The sequence below is a fragment of the Burkholderia sp. YHN3-13 genome, assembly GCF_055810675.1.
Map to the genome: position 1 here is coordinate 134,325 of NZ_JBVVNQ010000015.1, position 15,981 is coordinate 150,305.

Genomic DNA, 15,981 nt, shown 5'->3' on the forward strand with positions numbered 1-15,981 from the left:
GGCGCTGCATCGTCGCATCCGGCACCGGAGACGACACCGGCGGCCGCCCGTTCGCGGCGGCACGGTGCGCTCACGCGCTTAACAAGAACCAGCATGGCAGAACCGCCCCGATCCTTTCCGCGTCACCCGGTATTTCATGCGGGTGAACTCGACGCGCAGCACCGCTTCGGCGTCGCCGACGAAGCCGAGCGGATGAGCGACGTCGTGACGACGCGCCTGAGCATCGGCGTGCGGCAGTTCGTCGAATCGCAGCCGTTCATGTTCGTCGGCGCAGCGGGCGGCACCGGCGGTGTCGTGACCTGCGACATCGTGCAGAGCCTGCGCGATGCGAACGGCGATCTGCTGCCCGTCGTTCGCGTGATCGACACGAAGACGCTGCGGTTCGCGTTGGCCGCACATGACGGCGGCGGCCGGATCGCGTCGGCCGTGTACGACGGCAGCGGTGTCGGGTTGCTGTTCGTCGATTTCGTGCGCGGGATCCGGTACCGGATCAACGGCCGCGCCACGTTGCGGGCCGATCAGCCCGAAGCGGACGCGGCGCCGTGGGCGGCGGGCAGCACGATCGTCGAGCTGGCGGTCGCGCAGGCGTACGGCAACTGCGGCACGCGGGTCGTGCGGCTGAAGCCGGCCGGCTAGCCGGTGTGCGGGAGCCGGTCGCGGCACGGATGCGCGGTCGCGGCGCATGTTGCACCGCGTATCGCACCGGCGGCGTGCGCGCGCCGCCGCCTTCGGGTGCGCCCGCATGGCGCGTATCGGCCGGACAGCGTGCAATGGCGGGCGATTCGCCGGGCCATGCGGTTCGGCACGGGACTTGCGTGACAGGCGCGGTTCCGCGCAGGTGAGGGAGGACACGATGGATCAATACGTGGCGTGCAGGGAAGAACCGACCGCCGAAGACACGCGGCGCAATGCGCAGGGCGACGATGCGCTGGCCGGGCAGGCGGTCGTCAGCGTCGCGCACGATGCGGACGAGCAGGCGCGCAACCTGATCGGCTGGCGGCAGACCTACGACCAGCTCGCGGCCGGCCGCTTCGTCGGCACGCTGACCGAGCTGCCGCTCGACACGATGAAGCTGTTTCGCGAATCGACGAGCCACCTGCTGCGTCAGGCGTGCGAAGTGCGCGGCGACGCGTACTGGTTCGGCATTCCGCTCGTGTCCGACGGCACGGCGCGCGTCGATGCGTGCCGCATCGGGCCAGGTGCGCTCGCGTTCCGGCCCGGCAACGTCGAATTCGAACTGGTGACGCCCGCGCAGTTCTCGATCTACGGCGTCGTCGTGCGCGGCGACGTGCTGCGCCGCTACGCGCAGGAGGTCGAACGCCGTGCGCTCGACGAGCGGCTGTTCACGCAGTGCGTGATGCAGGTCGGCGGTGCGCGGCTCGCGCGCCTGTGCGCGCTGCTCGGCCGCCGCCTCGACGGTGCGGTGGCAATGGCCGGCCCGCTGCCCGATGCGCAGCGCGACGACCTGCAGGCCGACGTGCTGGCCGCGCTGTTCGACGTGTGCGCGCACCCGGCCGACGACGGCAGCGGCGCCGCGCCGTCGACGCGGCGCTGGATCGTCGATCAGGCGCGCGACTACGTGCTCGCGCACCGCACGCGCCCGGTCGGCGTGCCGGAATTGTGCGAGCAGTTGCACGTGAGCCGGCGCACGCTGCAGTACTGCTTCCAGGACGTGCTCGGGATGGCGCCCGCGACCTACCTGCGCACGCTGCGGCTGAACGGCGCGCGGCGCGACCTGTGCGGCCGCGCGGCCGGCTCGGTGCAGGATGTCGCGGAGGCATGGGGCTTCTGGCACCTGAGCCAGTTCGCGACCGATTACCGGCGCCTGTTCGGCAAGCGGCCGTCGGAGACGCTGCGCGATCGCGCGGTGCGAGTCGGCGCGGGGTGACGAAGGCGGCGGGGGCGACGTCCCGACTCGCTGCCGCGCCCGGGTTCCTTATCCGGTGGCCGCCGCCGCATCGCGCGGTGCGGGCCACGGCAGCCCATCCCAGTCGACGTTCCGGTAAGCGGCTTCGACCGCCGCGAGATCGTCCGGCCGCTCGCTGCGGTGCAGCCCGCGCAATTCGGCCGGCAATTCGAGTTCGACCGGTACGCAATGCGGATAGTCGCGCACGCGCAGCGCCGGCCCGATCGTCGTGAAGCACGCGAGCGTCGGCACGTCGAAACCGTCGGCGAGATGCAAGGCGGCCGTGTCGGGCGCGAACAGCAGGCGGGCGCCCTTGACCCACGAGATGAAGCGCGCGGTGTCGGTGGCGTCGCCGCTCACGTCGACGTAGTCGGGATGCGCGACCGGGCCGAAACCGGCCACCGGCAGCCCGTAGCGCTGCACGAGCCGATCCACGAATGCCGCGCGCAGCGCGGGCGGCACGCTGCGCACGGCGGTGCTCGCGTTCGGGCAGAACAGGACGTACGGCCGCTGCCACGCGGCCGGCAGCGCGGGCAGCGGCAGCCGGGCGAGCCAGCGGTTGCGCTTCGCGGCGGCCGGTACGGCGGCCGGGTCGACGCCGAGCGCATCCAGGAAGAAATCGATCATCGGCAGCCGCGCGAATGCGGGCCAGTACAGGTGATTGCCGACGTCGATGCATGGCGCATCGGCGGGCAGCGCGTCGACCGGGCACGGCAGCGTGCGCGACGGCGCGACGACGTCGGCCGCGAGCGCATACAGCGTGTCGACATAGCGCGGCGCGCGGGCCGGCCGGTACAGCGTGAAACGCAGGCCCGGGTGGGCCGCGCGCAGCGCGGCGACGGCCGTCAGCCCGATCACCGAATCGCCGAGCGTGACGCCCATTCCGTTGATCACATGCACGTGCCGCGCGTCGTCGTAATCGAGCCGGAACGGCCGATGCGCGGCGTGCAGCAGGCCGAGCGCGGGCGCGGCCGGCACGTGGCCGTCGGCACGCAGGTTGCCGGACTCGAGGTCGTACGGCGCGACGAGCGCGCCGTCGGGCGCGAGCAGCGTGCCGGGGCAGGCCAGCGCGTCCTCATGCGACAGCCCGGCGCCGGGCGGCGCGGTGTGCGTGTCCACCGTCACCCGCCGCGCGCCCGGCGGCCTTGCTCGCGGATCTGTTCGAGCGTCGCGGCCGGCGTGCTGGCGTCCTGCGGGATGCGGATCTCGATCACCGCGGGCAACCCGCAGGTCAGCGCGCGCTCGAGCGCGGGCGCGAATTCGGCGGTGCGCTCGACCGTCTCGCCATGCGCGCCGAATGCACGCGCATAGGCAGCGAAATCGGGATTCGTGAGCCCCGTGCCGTGCACGCGGCCCGGATAGTTGCGCTCCTGATGCATGCGGATCGTGCCGAAATGCCCGTTGTTGACGACGATCGCGACGATGTTCAGCCCGTACTGCATCGCGGTCGCGAGTTCGTTGCCGGCCATCATGAAGCAGCCGTCGCCCGCCAGCGCGACGACCGCGCGCGACGGGTACAGCGACTTCGCGGCGAGCGCGGCCGGCAGCCCGTAGCCCATCGCGCCGCTGGTCGGCGCGAGCTGCGAACGGAAGTGCCGGTACGCGAAGTGGCGATGCAGCCAGATCGCATAGTTGCCGGCGCCGTTGGTCAGGATCGCGTCGTGCGGCAGGCGCTCGCGCAACTGCACCATCACGTCGCCGAGCTGGACGTCGCCGGGCATCGGCAGCGGCGCATGCCATTCGCGGTACGCGCGATGGGCGTCGGCGGCCGCGCCGGCCCATGCCGGACGGGCGGGCGGCTCGAGCGCGGCAAGCGGCGCGGCGATCTCGGGCATTCCCGACACGATCGGCAGGTCGGCCGCATACACGCGGCCGAGTTCGTCGGCGCCCTGGTGCACGTGGATCAGCGTCTGGCGCGTTTTCGGGATGTCGAGCAGCGTATAGCCGCCGGTCGTGGCTTCGCCGAGGCGTGGCCCGATCACGAGCAGCAGGTCGGCGTCGCGGATGCGCTTCGCGAGCGCAGGGTTGATCCCGAGGCCGACGTCGCCCGCGTAGTTCGGGTGCGCGTTGTCGATCGTGTCCTGGAAGCGGAACGCGCACGCGACCGGCAGTTGCCAGCGTTCGACGAAGGTGCGCAGGTTCGCGCACGCGTCGGGCGTCCAGCCGCTGCCGCCGACGATCGCGAACGGCCGCTGCGCGCGCGCGAGCCGCTCGCGCAGCTCGTCGAGCTGCGCGGCCGACGGCGCGGCCGCGACGCGTTTCGCGGCCGGCACGACGGGTTGGGACGCGCACGCTTCGGACAGCACGTCCTCCGGCAGCGCGAGCACGACCGGGCCGGGCCGGCCCGACGTCGCGACGTGAAACGCATGGCTCAGGTATTCGGGGAGGCGGCGCGGGTCGTCGATCTGCGCGACCCATTTCGCCATCTGGCCGAACATCCGGCGGTAGTCGATTTCCTGGAAGGCTTCGCGGTCGAGGTGCTCGCGTGCGCACTGGCCGACGAACAGGATCATCGGCGTCGAATCCTGGAACGCGGTGTGCACGCCGATCGACGCATGGGTCGCGCCGGGCCCGCGCGTGACGAATGCGATGCCGGGACGGCCGGTCAGCTTGCCGACCGCTTCGGCCATGTTCGCGGCGGCCGCCTCGTGTCGGCAGACGACCGTCTGGATGCGCGCGGTGTCGTCCGCCAGCGCATCGAGTACGGCGAGGAAGCTTTCGCCCGGCACGCAGAAGACGCGTTCGACGTGATTGGCGAGCAACGCATCGACGAGCAGTCGCGCACCGGTGGTGGCGCGCGGCTCGAGATCCTTGGCATGCGACATGGGCTGCCGTCTCCCTGGGTAGCGGGACGTACAGCTTACGCCCGTTTGCCGGGCGCTGAAAAGTGCCGCGGGCAAGCGGGGTGGCGCTGCTTGACCCTCGCGCTGTACTGGAATCCCAAGGCGCGCGAGGATCGCGCCGCGATCATGGACCATATCGGCCAGGACGATCCGCTGGCCGCGCTCGAACTGGACGAACTGCTGGAGGAGAAGGCAGCGGCGTTGCCGGCGCGCGCGGAACTGTATCGGCGAGGGCGCGTGGCAAGTACGCGCGAACTGGTGATTGCGCCGAACCATGTGCTCGTCTATCGCATTCGACCCACCGAGCACATCGTGGCAATTCTTCGCGTGTTGCATGCGCGACGGCAGTGGCCGTGATGGCGTCATGCGGATACCTGGCTTGCATCGAGCCTGTCGCGGTGTGCATGAACCCCGCCCGCGAGCGGAAGAAGATCATCCCGACAAACCGATCGCCGCTCACGCTGTGCCGCTCGACGTCGTGCTCGTGACCCACAACGAGCGGGACTTCGCCGGTTATCCGGGCTTGCGGCTCGAGAGCGGGTTGAACGACTGATGCACGCCCGTTAGCGCCCGGCGGCCATGCGGGACATCGTGACCCGCGTGGCCGCCGGAACCCGCATCAGCACTCGACGATGTTCACCGCCAGCCCGCCGCGCGACGTTTCCTTGTATTTCGTCTTCATGTCGGCGCCGGTCTCGCGCATCGTCTTGATCACGGAGTCGAGCGACACGTAGTGCGAGCCGTCGCCGCGCAGCGCCATGCGCGCCGCATTGACGGCCTTCACCGACGCCATCGCGTTGCGCTCGATGCACGGGATCTGCACCATCCCGCCGACCGGGTCGCAGGTGAGGCCGAGGTTGTGTTCCATGCCGATCTCGGCCGCGTTCTCGACCTGCTGCGGCGTGCCGCCGAGCACGGCCGCGAGCGCGCCGGCCGCCATCGAGCACGCGACACCCACTTCGCCCTGGCAGCCGACTTCCGCGCCCGAGATCGACGCGTTGAGCTTGTACAGAATGCCGATCGCGGCGGCCGTCAGCAGGAAGTCGATCACGCCTTGCTCGTTCGCGCCGGGCGTGAAGCGCGTGTAGTAGTGCAGCACGGCCGGGATGATGCCGGCCGCACCGTTGGTCGGCGCGGTGACCACGCGGCCGCCGGCCGCGTTTTCCTCGTTGACCGCGATCGCATACAGGTTGATCCAGTCGATCATCGACAGCGGATCCTGCAGCGCGCGCTCCGGGCTGCCGGTCAGCGTGCGGTACAGTTGCGGCGCGCGGCGCTTGACCTGGAACGGGCCGGGCAGGTTGCCGTCGGCGTCGGGGTTGCCGATCCCGCAGCCGCGCGACACGCACGATTGCATCACGGCCCAGATCTTCAGCAGCCCGTCGCGCGTTTCTTCCTCGGTGTGCCACGCGCGCTCGTTTTCCCACATCAGCTGCGCGATCGACTTGCCGGTCGATGCGGTAAGCGCGAGCAGCTCGGCGCCGGTGCGGAACGGGTGCGTCATCTGCTCGGCCGCACTCAGCACCTTCGTGTTCGGCGCGCCGGCCGTCACGACGAAGCCGCCGCCGACCGACAGGTAGGTGCGCTCGACCAGTACCGCGCCGTTCGCGTCGCTCGCGCGCAGCTTCATCCCGTTCGGATGCTCGGGCAGCGCCTGGCGGTAGAACGCGATGTTCTCCTTCAGCACGAACGGCACCGGATGCGTGCCGAGCAGCGCGAGTTTCTTCGACTGGCGGACGTCTTCCAGCCGCGCGTCGATCGTGTCGGGATCGACGGTGTCGGGCGCGTCGCCGAGCAGGCCGAGCATCACGCCGCGGTCGGTGCCGTGGCCCTTGCCGGTCGCGCCGAGCGAGCCGTACAGCTCGACCTTCACGTGGGTCGTCGCGTCGAGCAGCCCGTCGCGCTCGAGGCCCTGGACGAACATCAGCGCCGCGCGCATCGGCCCGACCGTGTGCGAACTGGACGGACCGATGCCGATCTTGAAGAGGTCAAACACGCTGACTGCCATTTCGATACCTGCCTTGCTTTAAGAGTAGTGCTAGCGCGCCTGCAATGGCAGGCACGCGGCGAGCCATGCGGGCGGCGTTGGGGAAAGCTGCTGCGCGACGCGGGCATAGCGCCCGTCGAGCCGCGCGGCCAGATGGAAGAGTTCGGTGGCGTTTTTCGGGTCCCACTGCCCCGTGTAGCCCGGCAAGCCGGCCTCGCGGCGCTTCGCGTCGAACGGCACCGGCGAATTCACGAATTCCTCGTGGGTTTTCTCGCCGAGCGCGTACGGCACGAGCCAGTCGAGCGCCGCCGCGAGCGTCGCGCCGTTCGCGCCGCGTTCGCGCAGCCAGTTGCGGTTGAAGCGGCGCGCGGCGAGCGCGGCCGTCACCAGCGGCTGCAGGTCGTAGACCGCGTAATGCAGCGCATCGCGTTCCTCGAAGTCCCATGTCTTGCCGTCCGGGCCGATGTTGTCGGCGAGATGCTCGACGAACAGCCGTTGCGCGGCGTTCATCATCTTGCGGTCGCCGAGCGTGAACGCGGACAGCGCGATCAGCTTGATCCGGTGGCTCTGCCAGTTGTTGCGCCAGGTGCCGGTGAGCGGGCGCTTCTGCGCGTCGATCTGCGCGACGTAGCCGGCGCCGAGCTTCGCGATGAACGCGGCCGTCGCGTTGCGCGTTTTTACCGGCAGCGCGCTCGCGGTCATGTCGTACGCGACGATCAGGCTCTCGAAGCGCGTTTCGTCGATCGGATTGAAGCTCGGCTGGTAGGTCGAGACCCACGCGGACAGGAAGCGGTCGACGAGCTGCAGGTAGCGCGGCGCGTTCGTCACGCGCCACGCGAGCGCCGCGTCGCGCATCAGGTCCATGTCCTTCAGCGCGGCCGCACTCTGGTCGTAGATGCCTTCGTGCGGCAGCGTGCCCTCGGTGTGCACGCGCGCCATCGCCTTCGGCTGCTCGCCGATGCGCGCGTCGACGCTGCGGATCAGCGCCTGCACGCCCGGCTCGGCCTGCGTCGTCTCGCTCGCCTGCAGCGCCGGCGCCGCGCAGAAATTCATCGCCGCGCGCGCGCCGCCGGACGCGCCGAGGCCGGCGGCGGCAAGCGACAGCGAGGCGACGAGCATCGGCACGAAACGACCGGCACGCGCGTGCGGCCGCGTCCTGTTTGCACCATGGCCCGGAAACATCGGACGCACCATGCGGAACTCCTTCATTGGCTGGATCGCGTGTGATGTTAGCCGGATTGGCGGGGGAACGTGAACCGGTTCGCCCGGCGAACGCAAAAACCGCACGCAACCCCGGGTTGCGTGCGGTGCGGTCATGGTCGGGCGGCGCCGGGGCTGGCGTGCGTTACGCGTATTCCGACATCGGCACGCACGAGCAGAACAGGTTGCGGTCGCCGTACGCGTTGTCCGCGCGGCCGACCGGCGGCCAGTACTTGTTCGTGCCGAGCGACGCGACCGGGTACGCAGCCTGCTCGCGCGAGTACGCGTGCGGCCATTCGTTCGCGGTGACGACGGCCGCCGTATGCGGCGCGTGACGCAGCGGGTTGTCCTCGCGATCGGCGCGGCCTTCCTCGACCGCGCGGATTTCCTCGCGGATCGCGATCATTGCGGCGATGAAGCGGTCGAGTTCTTCCTGCGATTCCGATTCGGTCGGCTCGACCATCAGCGTGCCCGGCACCGGGAAGCTCATCGTCGGCGCGTGGAAGCCGTAGTCCATCAGGCGCTTCGCGACGTCGTCGACGCTGATGCCGCTCGACTCCTTGATCGGGCGCAGGTCGAGAATGCACTCGTGCGCGACCAGCCCGCCCGGGCCCGAATACAGCACCGGGTAGTGGGGCGCGAGGCGCTTCGCGATGTAGTTCGCGTTGAGGATCGCGGTTTCCGTCGCGGCGGTCAGGTTCTTCGCGCCCATCATCGCGATGTACATCCACGAGATCGGCAGGATCGACGCCGAGCCGTACGGGGCGGCCGACACCGCGCCGATGCCTTCTTCGCCGCGCGCATAGCCGGTCGAACGCTGGTTCGGCAGGAACTTCGCGAGGTGCGCGCCGACCGCGACCGGGCCGACGCCCGGGCCGCCGCCGCCGTGCGGGATGCAGAAGGTCTTGTGCAGGTTCAGGTGCGACACGTCGCCGCCGAACTGGCCCGGCGCGGTCAGGCCGACCATCGCGTTCATGTTCGCGCCGTCGACGTACACCTGGCCGCCGTGCGCGTGCACGATCTCGCAGATCTCGCGGACGTTCTGCTCGAACACGCCGTGCGTCGACGGATACGTGATCATGATCGCCGCGAGGTCCTTCGAATGTGCTTCGGCCTTCGCCTTCAGGTCGGCGATGTCGACGTTGCCCTGCGCGTCGCAGGCGACGACCACGACCTTCATGCCGGCCATGTGCGCCGACGCCGGGTTCGTGCCGTGCGCGGATGCCGGGATCAGGCACACGTCGCGATGCGCTTCGCCGCGCGATGCGTGGTACGCGTGGATGATCAGCAGGCCCGCGTACTCGCCCTGCGAGCCGGCGTTCGGTTGCAGCGACACGGCCGCGTAGCCGGTGGCCGCGACGAGCATCTGCTCGAGCTGGTCGATCATCTCGCGGTAGCCGACGGTCTGCTCGGCCGGTGCGAACGGATGGATGCCGCCGAACTCGGGCCACGTGACGGGCAGCATTTCCGACGTCGCGTTCAGCTTCATCGTGCACGAGCCGAGCGGGATCATCGAGCGGTCGAGCGCGAGATCCTTGTCCGACAGGCTGCGCAGGTAGCGCAGCATTTCGGTTTCGGAATGGTGGCGGTTGAACACGTGGTGCGTCAGGTACGCGCTCGTGCGCTCGAGGCCGGCCGGCAGCGCGGCGACGCCGGCGAGGCCCGCGTCCAGCGCGTCGACGGCCGGTGCGGTGCCGCCCGCGGCCTGCGCGAACACGTCGAGCAGGTCGGCGAGGTCGTCGCGCGTCGTGGTTTCGTCGACCGACACGCCGACTTGCGTGTCGCTCACGCGGCGCAGGTTGATGCGCTTGGCTTTCGCGAATTCATGGACCTGCGCGGTGCGCGTGCCGGTGTCGACCGTCAGCGTGTCGAAGAACGTGTCGTTGACGGTCGCGAAACCGAGCTGCTTCACGCCGGCGGCGAAGAGCGCCGCGATGCGGTTCACGCGCAGCGCGATCGTCTTCAGGCCATGCGGGCCGTGGTAGACCGCGTACATGCTGGCCATGATCGCGAGCAGCGCCTGCGCGGTACACACGTTCGACGTCGCCTTCTCGCGGCGGATGTGCTGTTCGCGCGTCTGCAGCGCGAGGCGCAGCGCGGGCTTGCCCTGTGCGTCGACCGTCACGCCGACGAGGCGGCCCGGCATCTGGCGCTTGAATTCGTCGCGCACCGCGAGATAGGCGGCGTGCGGGCCGCCGAAGCCCATCGGCACGCCGAAGCGCTGCGTGTTGCCGATCGCGACGTCCGCGCCCCATTCGCCGGGCGGCGTCAGCACGGTCAGCGCGAGCAGGTCGGCCGCGACGACCACGTGGCCGCCGGCCGCATGGATCGCTTCGGTGAGCGCGCGGTAGTCGCGCACGTCGCCGTTCACGCCCGGGTATTGCAGCAGCACGCCGAATGCGTTCGCCTGCGCCGCGTCGGCGGCCGGGCCCGTCCTGACCTCGATGCCGACCGGCAGCGCGCGCGTGCGGATCACTTCGAGCGTTTGCGGCAGCACGTCGTCGGCGACGTAGAACACGTTCGACGCCGGCTTGCCGGTGCGCTGCAGCAGCGTCATCGCTTCGGCCGCGGCGGTCGCTTCATCGAGCAGCGACGCGTTCGAGATCGCGAGGCCCGTCAGGTCGGCGACCATCTGCTGGAAGTTCAGGAGCGCCTCGAGGCGGCCCTGGGAAATTTCAGGCTGGTACGGCGTGTAGGCCGTGTACCACGCCGGGTTTTCGAGCACGTTGCGCAGGATCACGGCCGGCGTGTGCGTGTCGTGGTAACCCTGACCGATATACGAGCGGAACACCTGGTTCTTGTCCGCGAGAACCCGCAGCGCGGCGAGCGCTTCGGCCTCGCTCTTCGGCTGCGCGAACGGGCCGAGCGGCAGCGTTTCGGCGCGGCGGATCGAGGCCGGGATCACGGCGTCGATCAGGGCGGCGCGCGACGCGAAGCCGAGCGTGTCGAGCATGGCCTGCTGGCTGGCGGCGTCGGGGCCGATGTGGCGTTCGGCGAACGCGTCGTGCGTTTCGAGCGCGGCGAGCGAGAGGGGCGTGCGGTTCATCAGGCGGTCCGGGTGTTCGAGCTTCATGGCGTGACTCTGGTCCCGCGCGGGCCGAGGTCGGCGCCGCGCGGTTCGGGTAGGGAAATTAGTCGATCAGCTTGCCGTAGGCGGCTGCGTCGATCAGCTTGTCGGTCGATGCGCCGGCCGCGAGCTTGATCTTGAAGAGCCACACGCCGTACGCGTCGCTGTTCACTGCTTCCGGTGCGTCGGTGGCTTCTTCGTTGATGGCGATGATTTCGCCGGACACCGGCGAGTAGATGTCGGATGCCGCCTTCACCGACTCGACGACGCCGACGGCATCGCCTTCCTTCACTTGCTTGCCGACTGCCGGCAGTTCGAGGAACACGATGTCGCCAAGCGTGTTCTGCGCGTGATCGGTGATGCCGACCGTCAGCGTGCCGTCTGCCTCGGTGCGGATCCACTCGTGTTCGTCGGTGTATTTCAGCTCGGCCGGGACGTTGCTCATCGGTTGCTCCTGGATAAAAGGGTGTGATTCGTTCTTCTGGCGCGCCGCCATGGCACGCCGGGTAGGGTTGCGCCGGGCGCCATCTCCCGGCTTACCGGGAGGCACGCCTCCCGGCCGTTACGCAGCGAGGACCTTGCCGTTGCGTACGAACGGCAGTTTTACCACGCGCGCGGGAAGATTCTTGTCTCGAATTTGCACCTGGATCAGGTCGCCGATCTGGACGGCGGCCGGCACGCGCGCGAACGCGATCGATTCCTGCATCGACGGCGAGAACGTGCCGCTCGTGATCTCGCCTTCGCCGTGCGGCGTGACGACCTTCTGGTGCGCGCGCAGCACGCCGCCCGCCTTGCCGTTTTCCTTCTGCAGGATCAGGCCGACGAACGCGGCGCGCGTGCCGTTGGCTTCCAGTGCGGCGCGGCCGACGAAGTCGCGCGGCGCGCTGAGGTCGACCGTCCACGCGAGGCCCGCGTCGAGCGGGGAGACGGTGTCGTCCATGTCCTGGCCGTACAGGTTCATGCCGGCCTCCAGGCGCAGCGTGTCGCGCGCGCCGAGCCCGCACGGACGCACGCCGTTTTGCTGCAGCGCGGCCCACAGCGCTTCGACGTGCACGGCCGGGACGATCACTTCGAAACCGTCTTCACCGGTATAGCCGGTGCGGGCGATGGTGAGGTCGCCGAACGGCGTGCCGGCGACCTGCGCGGCGTTGAACGGCTTCAGCTCGCTGGTCGCGGCGCGTGCGGAAGGCACCGTCGTCCACACCTTTTCGCGCGCGTTCGGGCCCTGTACGGCGACGATCGCGAAGTCGCGGCGCGGCGCGATCGTGAGACCGAAGCCGCCTTGCTCGTTCAGCTGTTTGAACCACGCGATGTCTTTCTCGGCCGTGCCGGCATTGACGACGACGCGGAAGAATTCCTCGGTGAAGTAATAGACGATCAGGTCGTCGATGACGCCGCCCTGCGGGTTGAGCAGGCACGAGTAAAGCGCCTTGCCGGGCGTCTTGAGCTTGCCGACGTTGTTTGCGATCGCGTGCTCGAAGAACGCGCGCACGCGGCTGCCGGTGAAATCGATCACGCACATGTGCGACACGTCGAACATGCCGGCGTCGGTGCGCACGGCTGCGTGTTCTTCGATCTGCGAGCCGTAGTTGACGGGCATGTCCCAGCCGCCGAAGTCGACCATGCGGGCATTGAGCGCGCGGTGCGCGGCGTTGAGCGGGGTGTGATTCAGTGCAGTCATCGAGGCCTCAGGCAAGGCGCTTGCGCGCGGATCAGAACGGCCATGTGCCGACCGCCGCGGCCGATGGCCCGAGCGATCCGGTACATGCCCCTCTGTCCTCGATACCTGAGAGATTGCGCGGCGGGCAAAGCCCGGCCGGCGCGCGCCCCTTCGGTGGGCAGCCTGCCCGCGCAACCAGTGCGCTGCGGGCTACTGCCGCTCTCCAGAGTGCGGGGAGCGTATGGCCCGCGCAGTGCGCGGACGCGATTCCCCGACGCGGTCGGTCCTTTTGCCTGAGAGTTTGCGGGTGTGCCCCTTCGGCGGCGCAACCGGTGTCGAAACCACCCGGTTACACGCTCTCCCGACGCGTGCGGGCGACTGTACGCGAGCAGATGGGCATTGTCAATTTGGGCAAAATAATGTCGCTTCGCGACAAGCGGCGGCGTGAGGGGCCGCCGCTTTCGCCGACACCGGGAAGGGGCGGCGCTGCCGGGATTACTCGCCGATCGCGCGTGCGGCGGTGTCGAGTTCCTGGTTCAGCACGCGCTGCTCGTCGCCGGACAGGCCGCCGTTGTGCTGGGCCGACATGTCGTTCGCTTCCTGGCGGATCACGTCGAGGCGGTGGTGCAGTTGCGCGCCGTACGGCGGCGGGTAGTAGCCGTTGTTGACGCGCGCGTCGATCCGGCGGTGCAGGTTGTCGATCCGGCCCTGGACCTCCTGCATGCGGTCGTTCGCGACGACCTGCGGATTCGGTCGCGGCGGAGGCGGCGGTGCCTGCCGGACCGGTCGCTGCGGCTGCACGATACAGGCCGCGAGCGTGGAAACCAGGACGCAGCATGCCGCTGCGCGAATCAACCGTTGCATCACATTCTCCTGACGGTTTGGTGTCGGATCGACTTTTTGAGAAACGCGTCAGACCGGACGACCGCTGACTTTCGTTCCCGCACCATTTGTAACGGAATGTTCCGGACCGTGCCGGCGGGCTGGCGTGGCAGCCCGCGCAGGGCCGCTGCCCGCGAGCGACGCGGGACGGTGGCTGCGGCCGGGGAGGTGCCGGCCCGGCGCGGCCCGTCAGATAGTGCGGCGCACGAATGGTACCCGGCGGCCGTCATGCTCGCTTTGTGCGGCAAGCTCGATGACGGTCATCACGTCGACGGCGTCCTGCGCGGTGACGGGGAACGGCGCGCCGTCGCGGATCGACGCCGCGAGCGCGCGGTAGAACTCCGCGTACTGGCCGTCGAGCGTCGGGATCGGGCGCTCGACCTCGACGTCGCCGTCGAGCACGCGCAGCAGGCCGGGCGGGTTGCCGCCGCCGAATTCGACGTCGTCCGCGGTGAGACCGGCCTTGAGCTGGTCTTCCTGCGTGTCGAGCCCGAACTTCTGGTAGCTGCCGCGCGTGCCGTGCAGCGTGAAGCGCGCGGGCTCGATCGCCGACAGCGCGCTCGCATGCAGCGCGACCTCCTTGTCCGGATAACCGAGCAGCAGGTGGACGAAATCGGGCGCGGTGCCGTCGTCGCGGCGCGTCTTGACGGTCGCGCTCACCGTTTCCGGCAGGCCGAACAGCGCGAGCGCCTGATCGATCAGGTGCGGGCCGAGGTCGAGCAGCAGGCCGCCGCCGCGGGCCGGTTCCTCGCGCCAGCGCGTGCGCGGCGTCGGCCGGAAACGGTCGAAGTGCGACGCGAAATAGGTGAGGCGGCCGAGCTCGCCCGATTTGACGATGTCGCGCACGGTGAGGAAATCGCCGTCCCAGCGGCGGTTGTGAAACGGCGCGAACAGCCGGCTGCGCGCGTTCGCGAGCCGCGCGAGCGCGAGCGCCTCGTCGGCGGTGAGCGTGACGGGCTTGTCGACGACCACGTGGCGGCCGGCCTCGAGCACCTGGCGTGCGAGCGTGAAGTGCGTGTCGTTCGGCGTGGCGATCACCACGCACTCGATATCGTCGAGGCCGAGCAGCGCGTCGAGGTCGGGGACCACGCGCGCGCCCGGATACGCGGCCTGCGCGCGATCGGGCTGCCCCGTCGCGATCGCGGCGACTTCAGTGCGGCCGCTCGTGGCGATCACCGGCGCGTGAAACGTCGCGCCGGCGAAACCGAAACCCATCAAACCAATCCTGAGCAATGACGACATGGCAATTCCTGGCTGCGAAGGAAACTAAAGGATGGCGCGCCGAAACGGCGCGAAGACGACCGGCTATTTTGGCATGGCGCCGCCGCTTGCACAGGCACGTTGGGCGAAATGCGCGACGCGACGCAGCACATGCGCAAGGAAGGCCGGCATTTTGCGCGAGGCCGTGCGCCGCGTGCGGCATCGCGGGCTGCCCGGCTGAGCGGTGAACGGGCGGCGTGCGGCCCACACACCGCGTCATGCGGCTGCCCGTTGCCGCACGGCCGTTGCGACCTGAGAAGCCCACGCCGCGCACGCGGCTTCACCGGGATGGAAGCCGTCGGCGGCCATCAGGTGGCGCTCGAGCGGCAGGTCGACCCGCAGGAACGTGCAGTGCGGCTGCGTGCCGGCCCAGCCGGCGAGCGCCGCATTGAGCCGCTTCGCGCGCAGCCCGAGATACCACGCGAGCGGCTGCGGCAGCGCCGGGAAGCGCTCCATCGGCGGCACCGCCGACAGGATCGCGTGCCCGACCCGGAAGCGGGCGGCGAGCAGCCGCACCAGCTCGGCCTGCTGCGCCAGCCAGCGCGCGGGCGCCACGCCGCCCGTCACGTCGTTGACTCCGAGCGACGTGACGGCCACGTCGAACAGCTCGGCCGGCTCGGCGGCGAGCCACTCGACGAGCTCCCGGGTGGTGAGGCCCGTGCGCGCGAGCAGCTTCCAGCTCACGCGGTGCGTGGCCGCCAGCGCGTGCGCCAGTTGCCCGGCGAGCGCGTCGCGCTGCGTGGCGACGCCGACGCCCGCGGCGGCCGAATCGCCGACCACCAGCACGCGCAGCGGCGGGCCGTCGCCGGCCACGCCGTCGCGCGGGCCGGCCGCTTCGGGCAGCCGGGGCGTGACGCGCCGCACGTAGCGCCCCTGCGCGAACAGCAGCGGGCCGAGGGCGGCGGTGGCGAACGGGTAGCCCATGAGGTCGATCCGGTGGTTGGTTCAGACGAATGAAATCGGACCGGCGCGGGTGGCGCCGGGGAGTAGGTATTGTGTCCGATCGCCGCGCGAACGGGGCCGGATTGGCCGAACGGGCAGGGACGACCGCGCCGGACGGACAGGGGGTGCCCGTCCGGCGGCATGCCCGAAATGCGCGCCGCCGACGTGTTAACATGCGCGTCCTGCCCGCGTGTCCGCCTGCTTCGCCAGCCTGTCGCGCACGGCATCCTCCCG

General features: G+C 70.1%; 13 protein-coding genes, 1 pseudogene and 2 riboswitches. Of the genes and pseudogenes, 4 read left to right on the plus strand and 10 right to left on the minus strand.

Features of this window, described 5'->3' with window-relative positions; genetic code table 11:
- Positions 1–93 precede the first annotated feature (93 nt).
- Positions 94–636: a hypothetical protein gene (locus tag AC0KUR_RS27910; protein ID WP_069705860.1), complete on the plus strand. Its 543-nt coding sequence runs from the start codon at positions 94–96 to the stop codon at positions 634–636.
- A gap of 217 nt (positions 637–853) precedes the next feature.
- A complete protein-coding gene (locus AC0KUR_RS27915) occupies positions 854–1,888 on the plus strand; it encodes a helix-turn-helix domain-containing protein (protein WP_069705861.1) in 1,035 nt (344 codons plus the stop codon).
- Between the two features lie 48 nt (positions 1,889–1,936).
- Here AC0KUR_RS27915 and AC0KUR_RS27920 read toward each other — a convergent pair whose 3' ends face one another.
- A complete protein-coding gene (locus AC0KUR_RS27920; protein WP_175029223.1) occupies positions 1,937–3,031 on the minus strand; it encodes a glycosyltransferase family 9 protein in 1,095 nt (364 codons plus the stop codon).
- On the minus strand, positions 3,028–4,731 hold the full coding sequence (locus AC0KUR_RS27925) for a thiamine pyrophosphate-binding protein (RefSeq protein ID WP_473376676.1): 1,704 nt from the start codon (positions 4,729–4,731) through the stop codon (positions 3,028–3,030). The genes AC0KUR_RS27920 and AC0KUR_RS27925 overlap by 4 nt, the downstream gene beginning before the upstream one ends.
- Positions 4,732–4,821: 90 nt before the next feature.
- On the opposite strand from AC0KUR_RS27925, the gene AC0KUR_RS27930 reads away from it, so the two are divergent.
- Positions 4,822–5,106 (plus strand): type II toxin-antitoxin system RelE/ParE family toxin, encoded by a 285-nt coding sequence (locus tag AC0KUR_RS27930; protein WP_059559433.1) that lies wholly within the window; start codon positions 4,822–4,824, stop codon positions 5,104–5,106.
- Positions 5,107–5,179: 73 nt separating this feature from the next.
- Positions 5,180–5,302, plus strand: a pseudogene (locus tag AC0KUR_RS27935) (VapC toxin family PIN domain ribonuclease); the annotation flags it as partial.
- Between the two features lie 66 nt (positions 5,303–5,368).
- On the opposite strand, the gene AC0KUR_RS27940 reads toward AC0KUR_RS27935, so the two are convergent.
- The 8 genes from AC0KUR_RS27940 to AC0KUR_RS27975 form a co-directional block, all read right to left on the minus strand.
- Positions 5,369–6,757, minus strand: a complete 1,389-nt coding sequence (locus AC0KUR_RS27940) for an L-serine ammonia-lyase (RefSeq protein ID WP_473376677.1) — start codon at positions 6,755–6,757, stop codon at positions 5,369–5,371.
- Between the two features lie 30 nt (positions 6,758–6,787).
- A complete protein-coding gene (locus AC0KUR_RS27945) occupies positions 6,788–7,930 on the minus strand; it encodes an alginate lyase family protein (protein WP_034188244.1) in 1,143 nt (380 codons plus the stop codon).
- Between the two features lie 151 nt (positions 7,931–8,081).
- Positions 8,082–11,009 (minus strand): aminomethyl-transferring glycine dehydrogenase, encoded by a 2,928-nt coding sequence (gcvP, locus tag AC0KUR_RS27950; protein ID WP_034188138.1) that lies wholly within the window; start codon positions 11,007–11,009, stop codon positions 8,082–8,084.
- A gap of 58 nt (positions 11,010–11,067) precedes the next feature.
- Positions 11,068–11,448, minus strand: coding sequence for a glycine cleavage system protein GcvH (gcvH, locus tag AC0KUR_RS27955; RefSeq protein ID WP_034188137.1), 381 nt, complete (start codon positions 11,446–11,448; stop codon positions 11,068–11,070).
- Positions 11,449–11,565: 117 nt separating this feature from the next.
- Positions 11,566–12,684, minus strand: coding sequence for a glycine cleavage system aminomethyltransferase GcvT (gene gcvT, locus AC0KUR_RS27960; RefSeq protein ID WP_473376678.1), 1,119 nt, complete (start codon positions 12,682–12,684; stop codon positions 11,566–11,568).
- 82 nt (positions 12,685–12,766) lie between these two features.
- A riboswitch (glycine riboswitch) is annotated at positions 12,767–12,900 on the minus strand.
- A gap of 34 nt (positions 12,901–12,934) precedes the next feature.
- Positions 12,935–13,037, minus strand: a riboswitch (glycine riboswitch).
- Between the two features lie 121 nt (positions 13,038–13,158).
- Positions 13,159–13,527: a hypothetical protein gene (locus AC0KUR_RS27965; RefSeq protein ID WP_034188135.1), complete on the minus strand. Its 369-nt coding sequence runs from the start codon at positions 13,525–13,527 to the stop codon at positions 13,159–13,161.
- 207 nt (positions 13,528–13,734) lie between these two features.
- A complete protein-coding gene (locus AC0KUR_RS27970; protein ID WP_124608606.1) occupies positions 13,735–14,787 on the minus strand; it encodes an oxidoreductase in 1,053 nt (350 codons plus the stop codon).
- 234 nt (positions 14,788–15,021) lie between these two features.
- Positions 15,022–15,729, minus strand: a complete 708-nt coding sequence (locus AC0KUR_RS27975) for an SGNH/GDSL hydrolase family protein (protein WP_473376679.1) — start codon at positions 15,727–15,729, stop codon at positions 15,022–15,024.
- Positions 15,730–15,981: the final 252 nt, after the last annotated feature.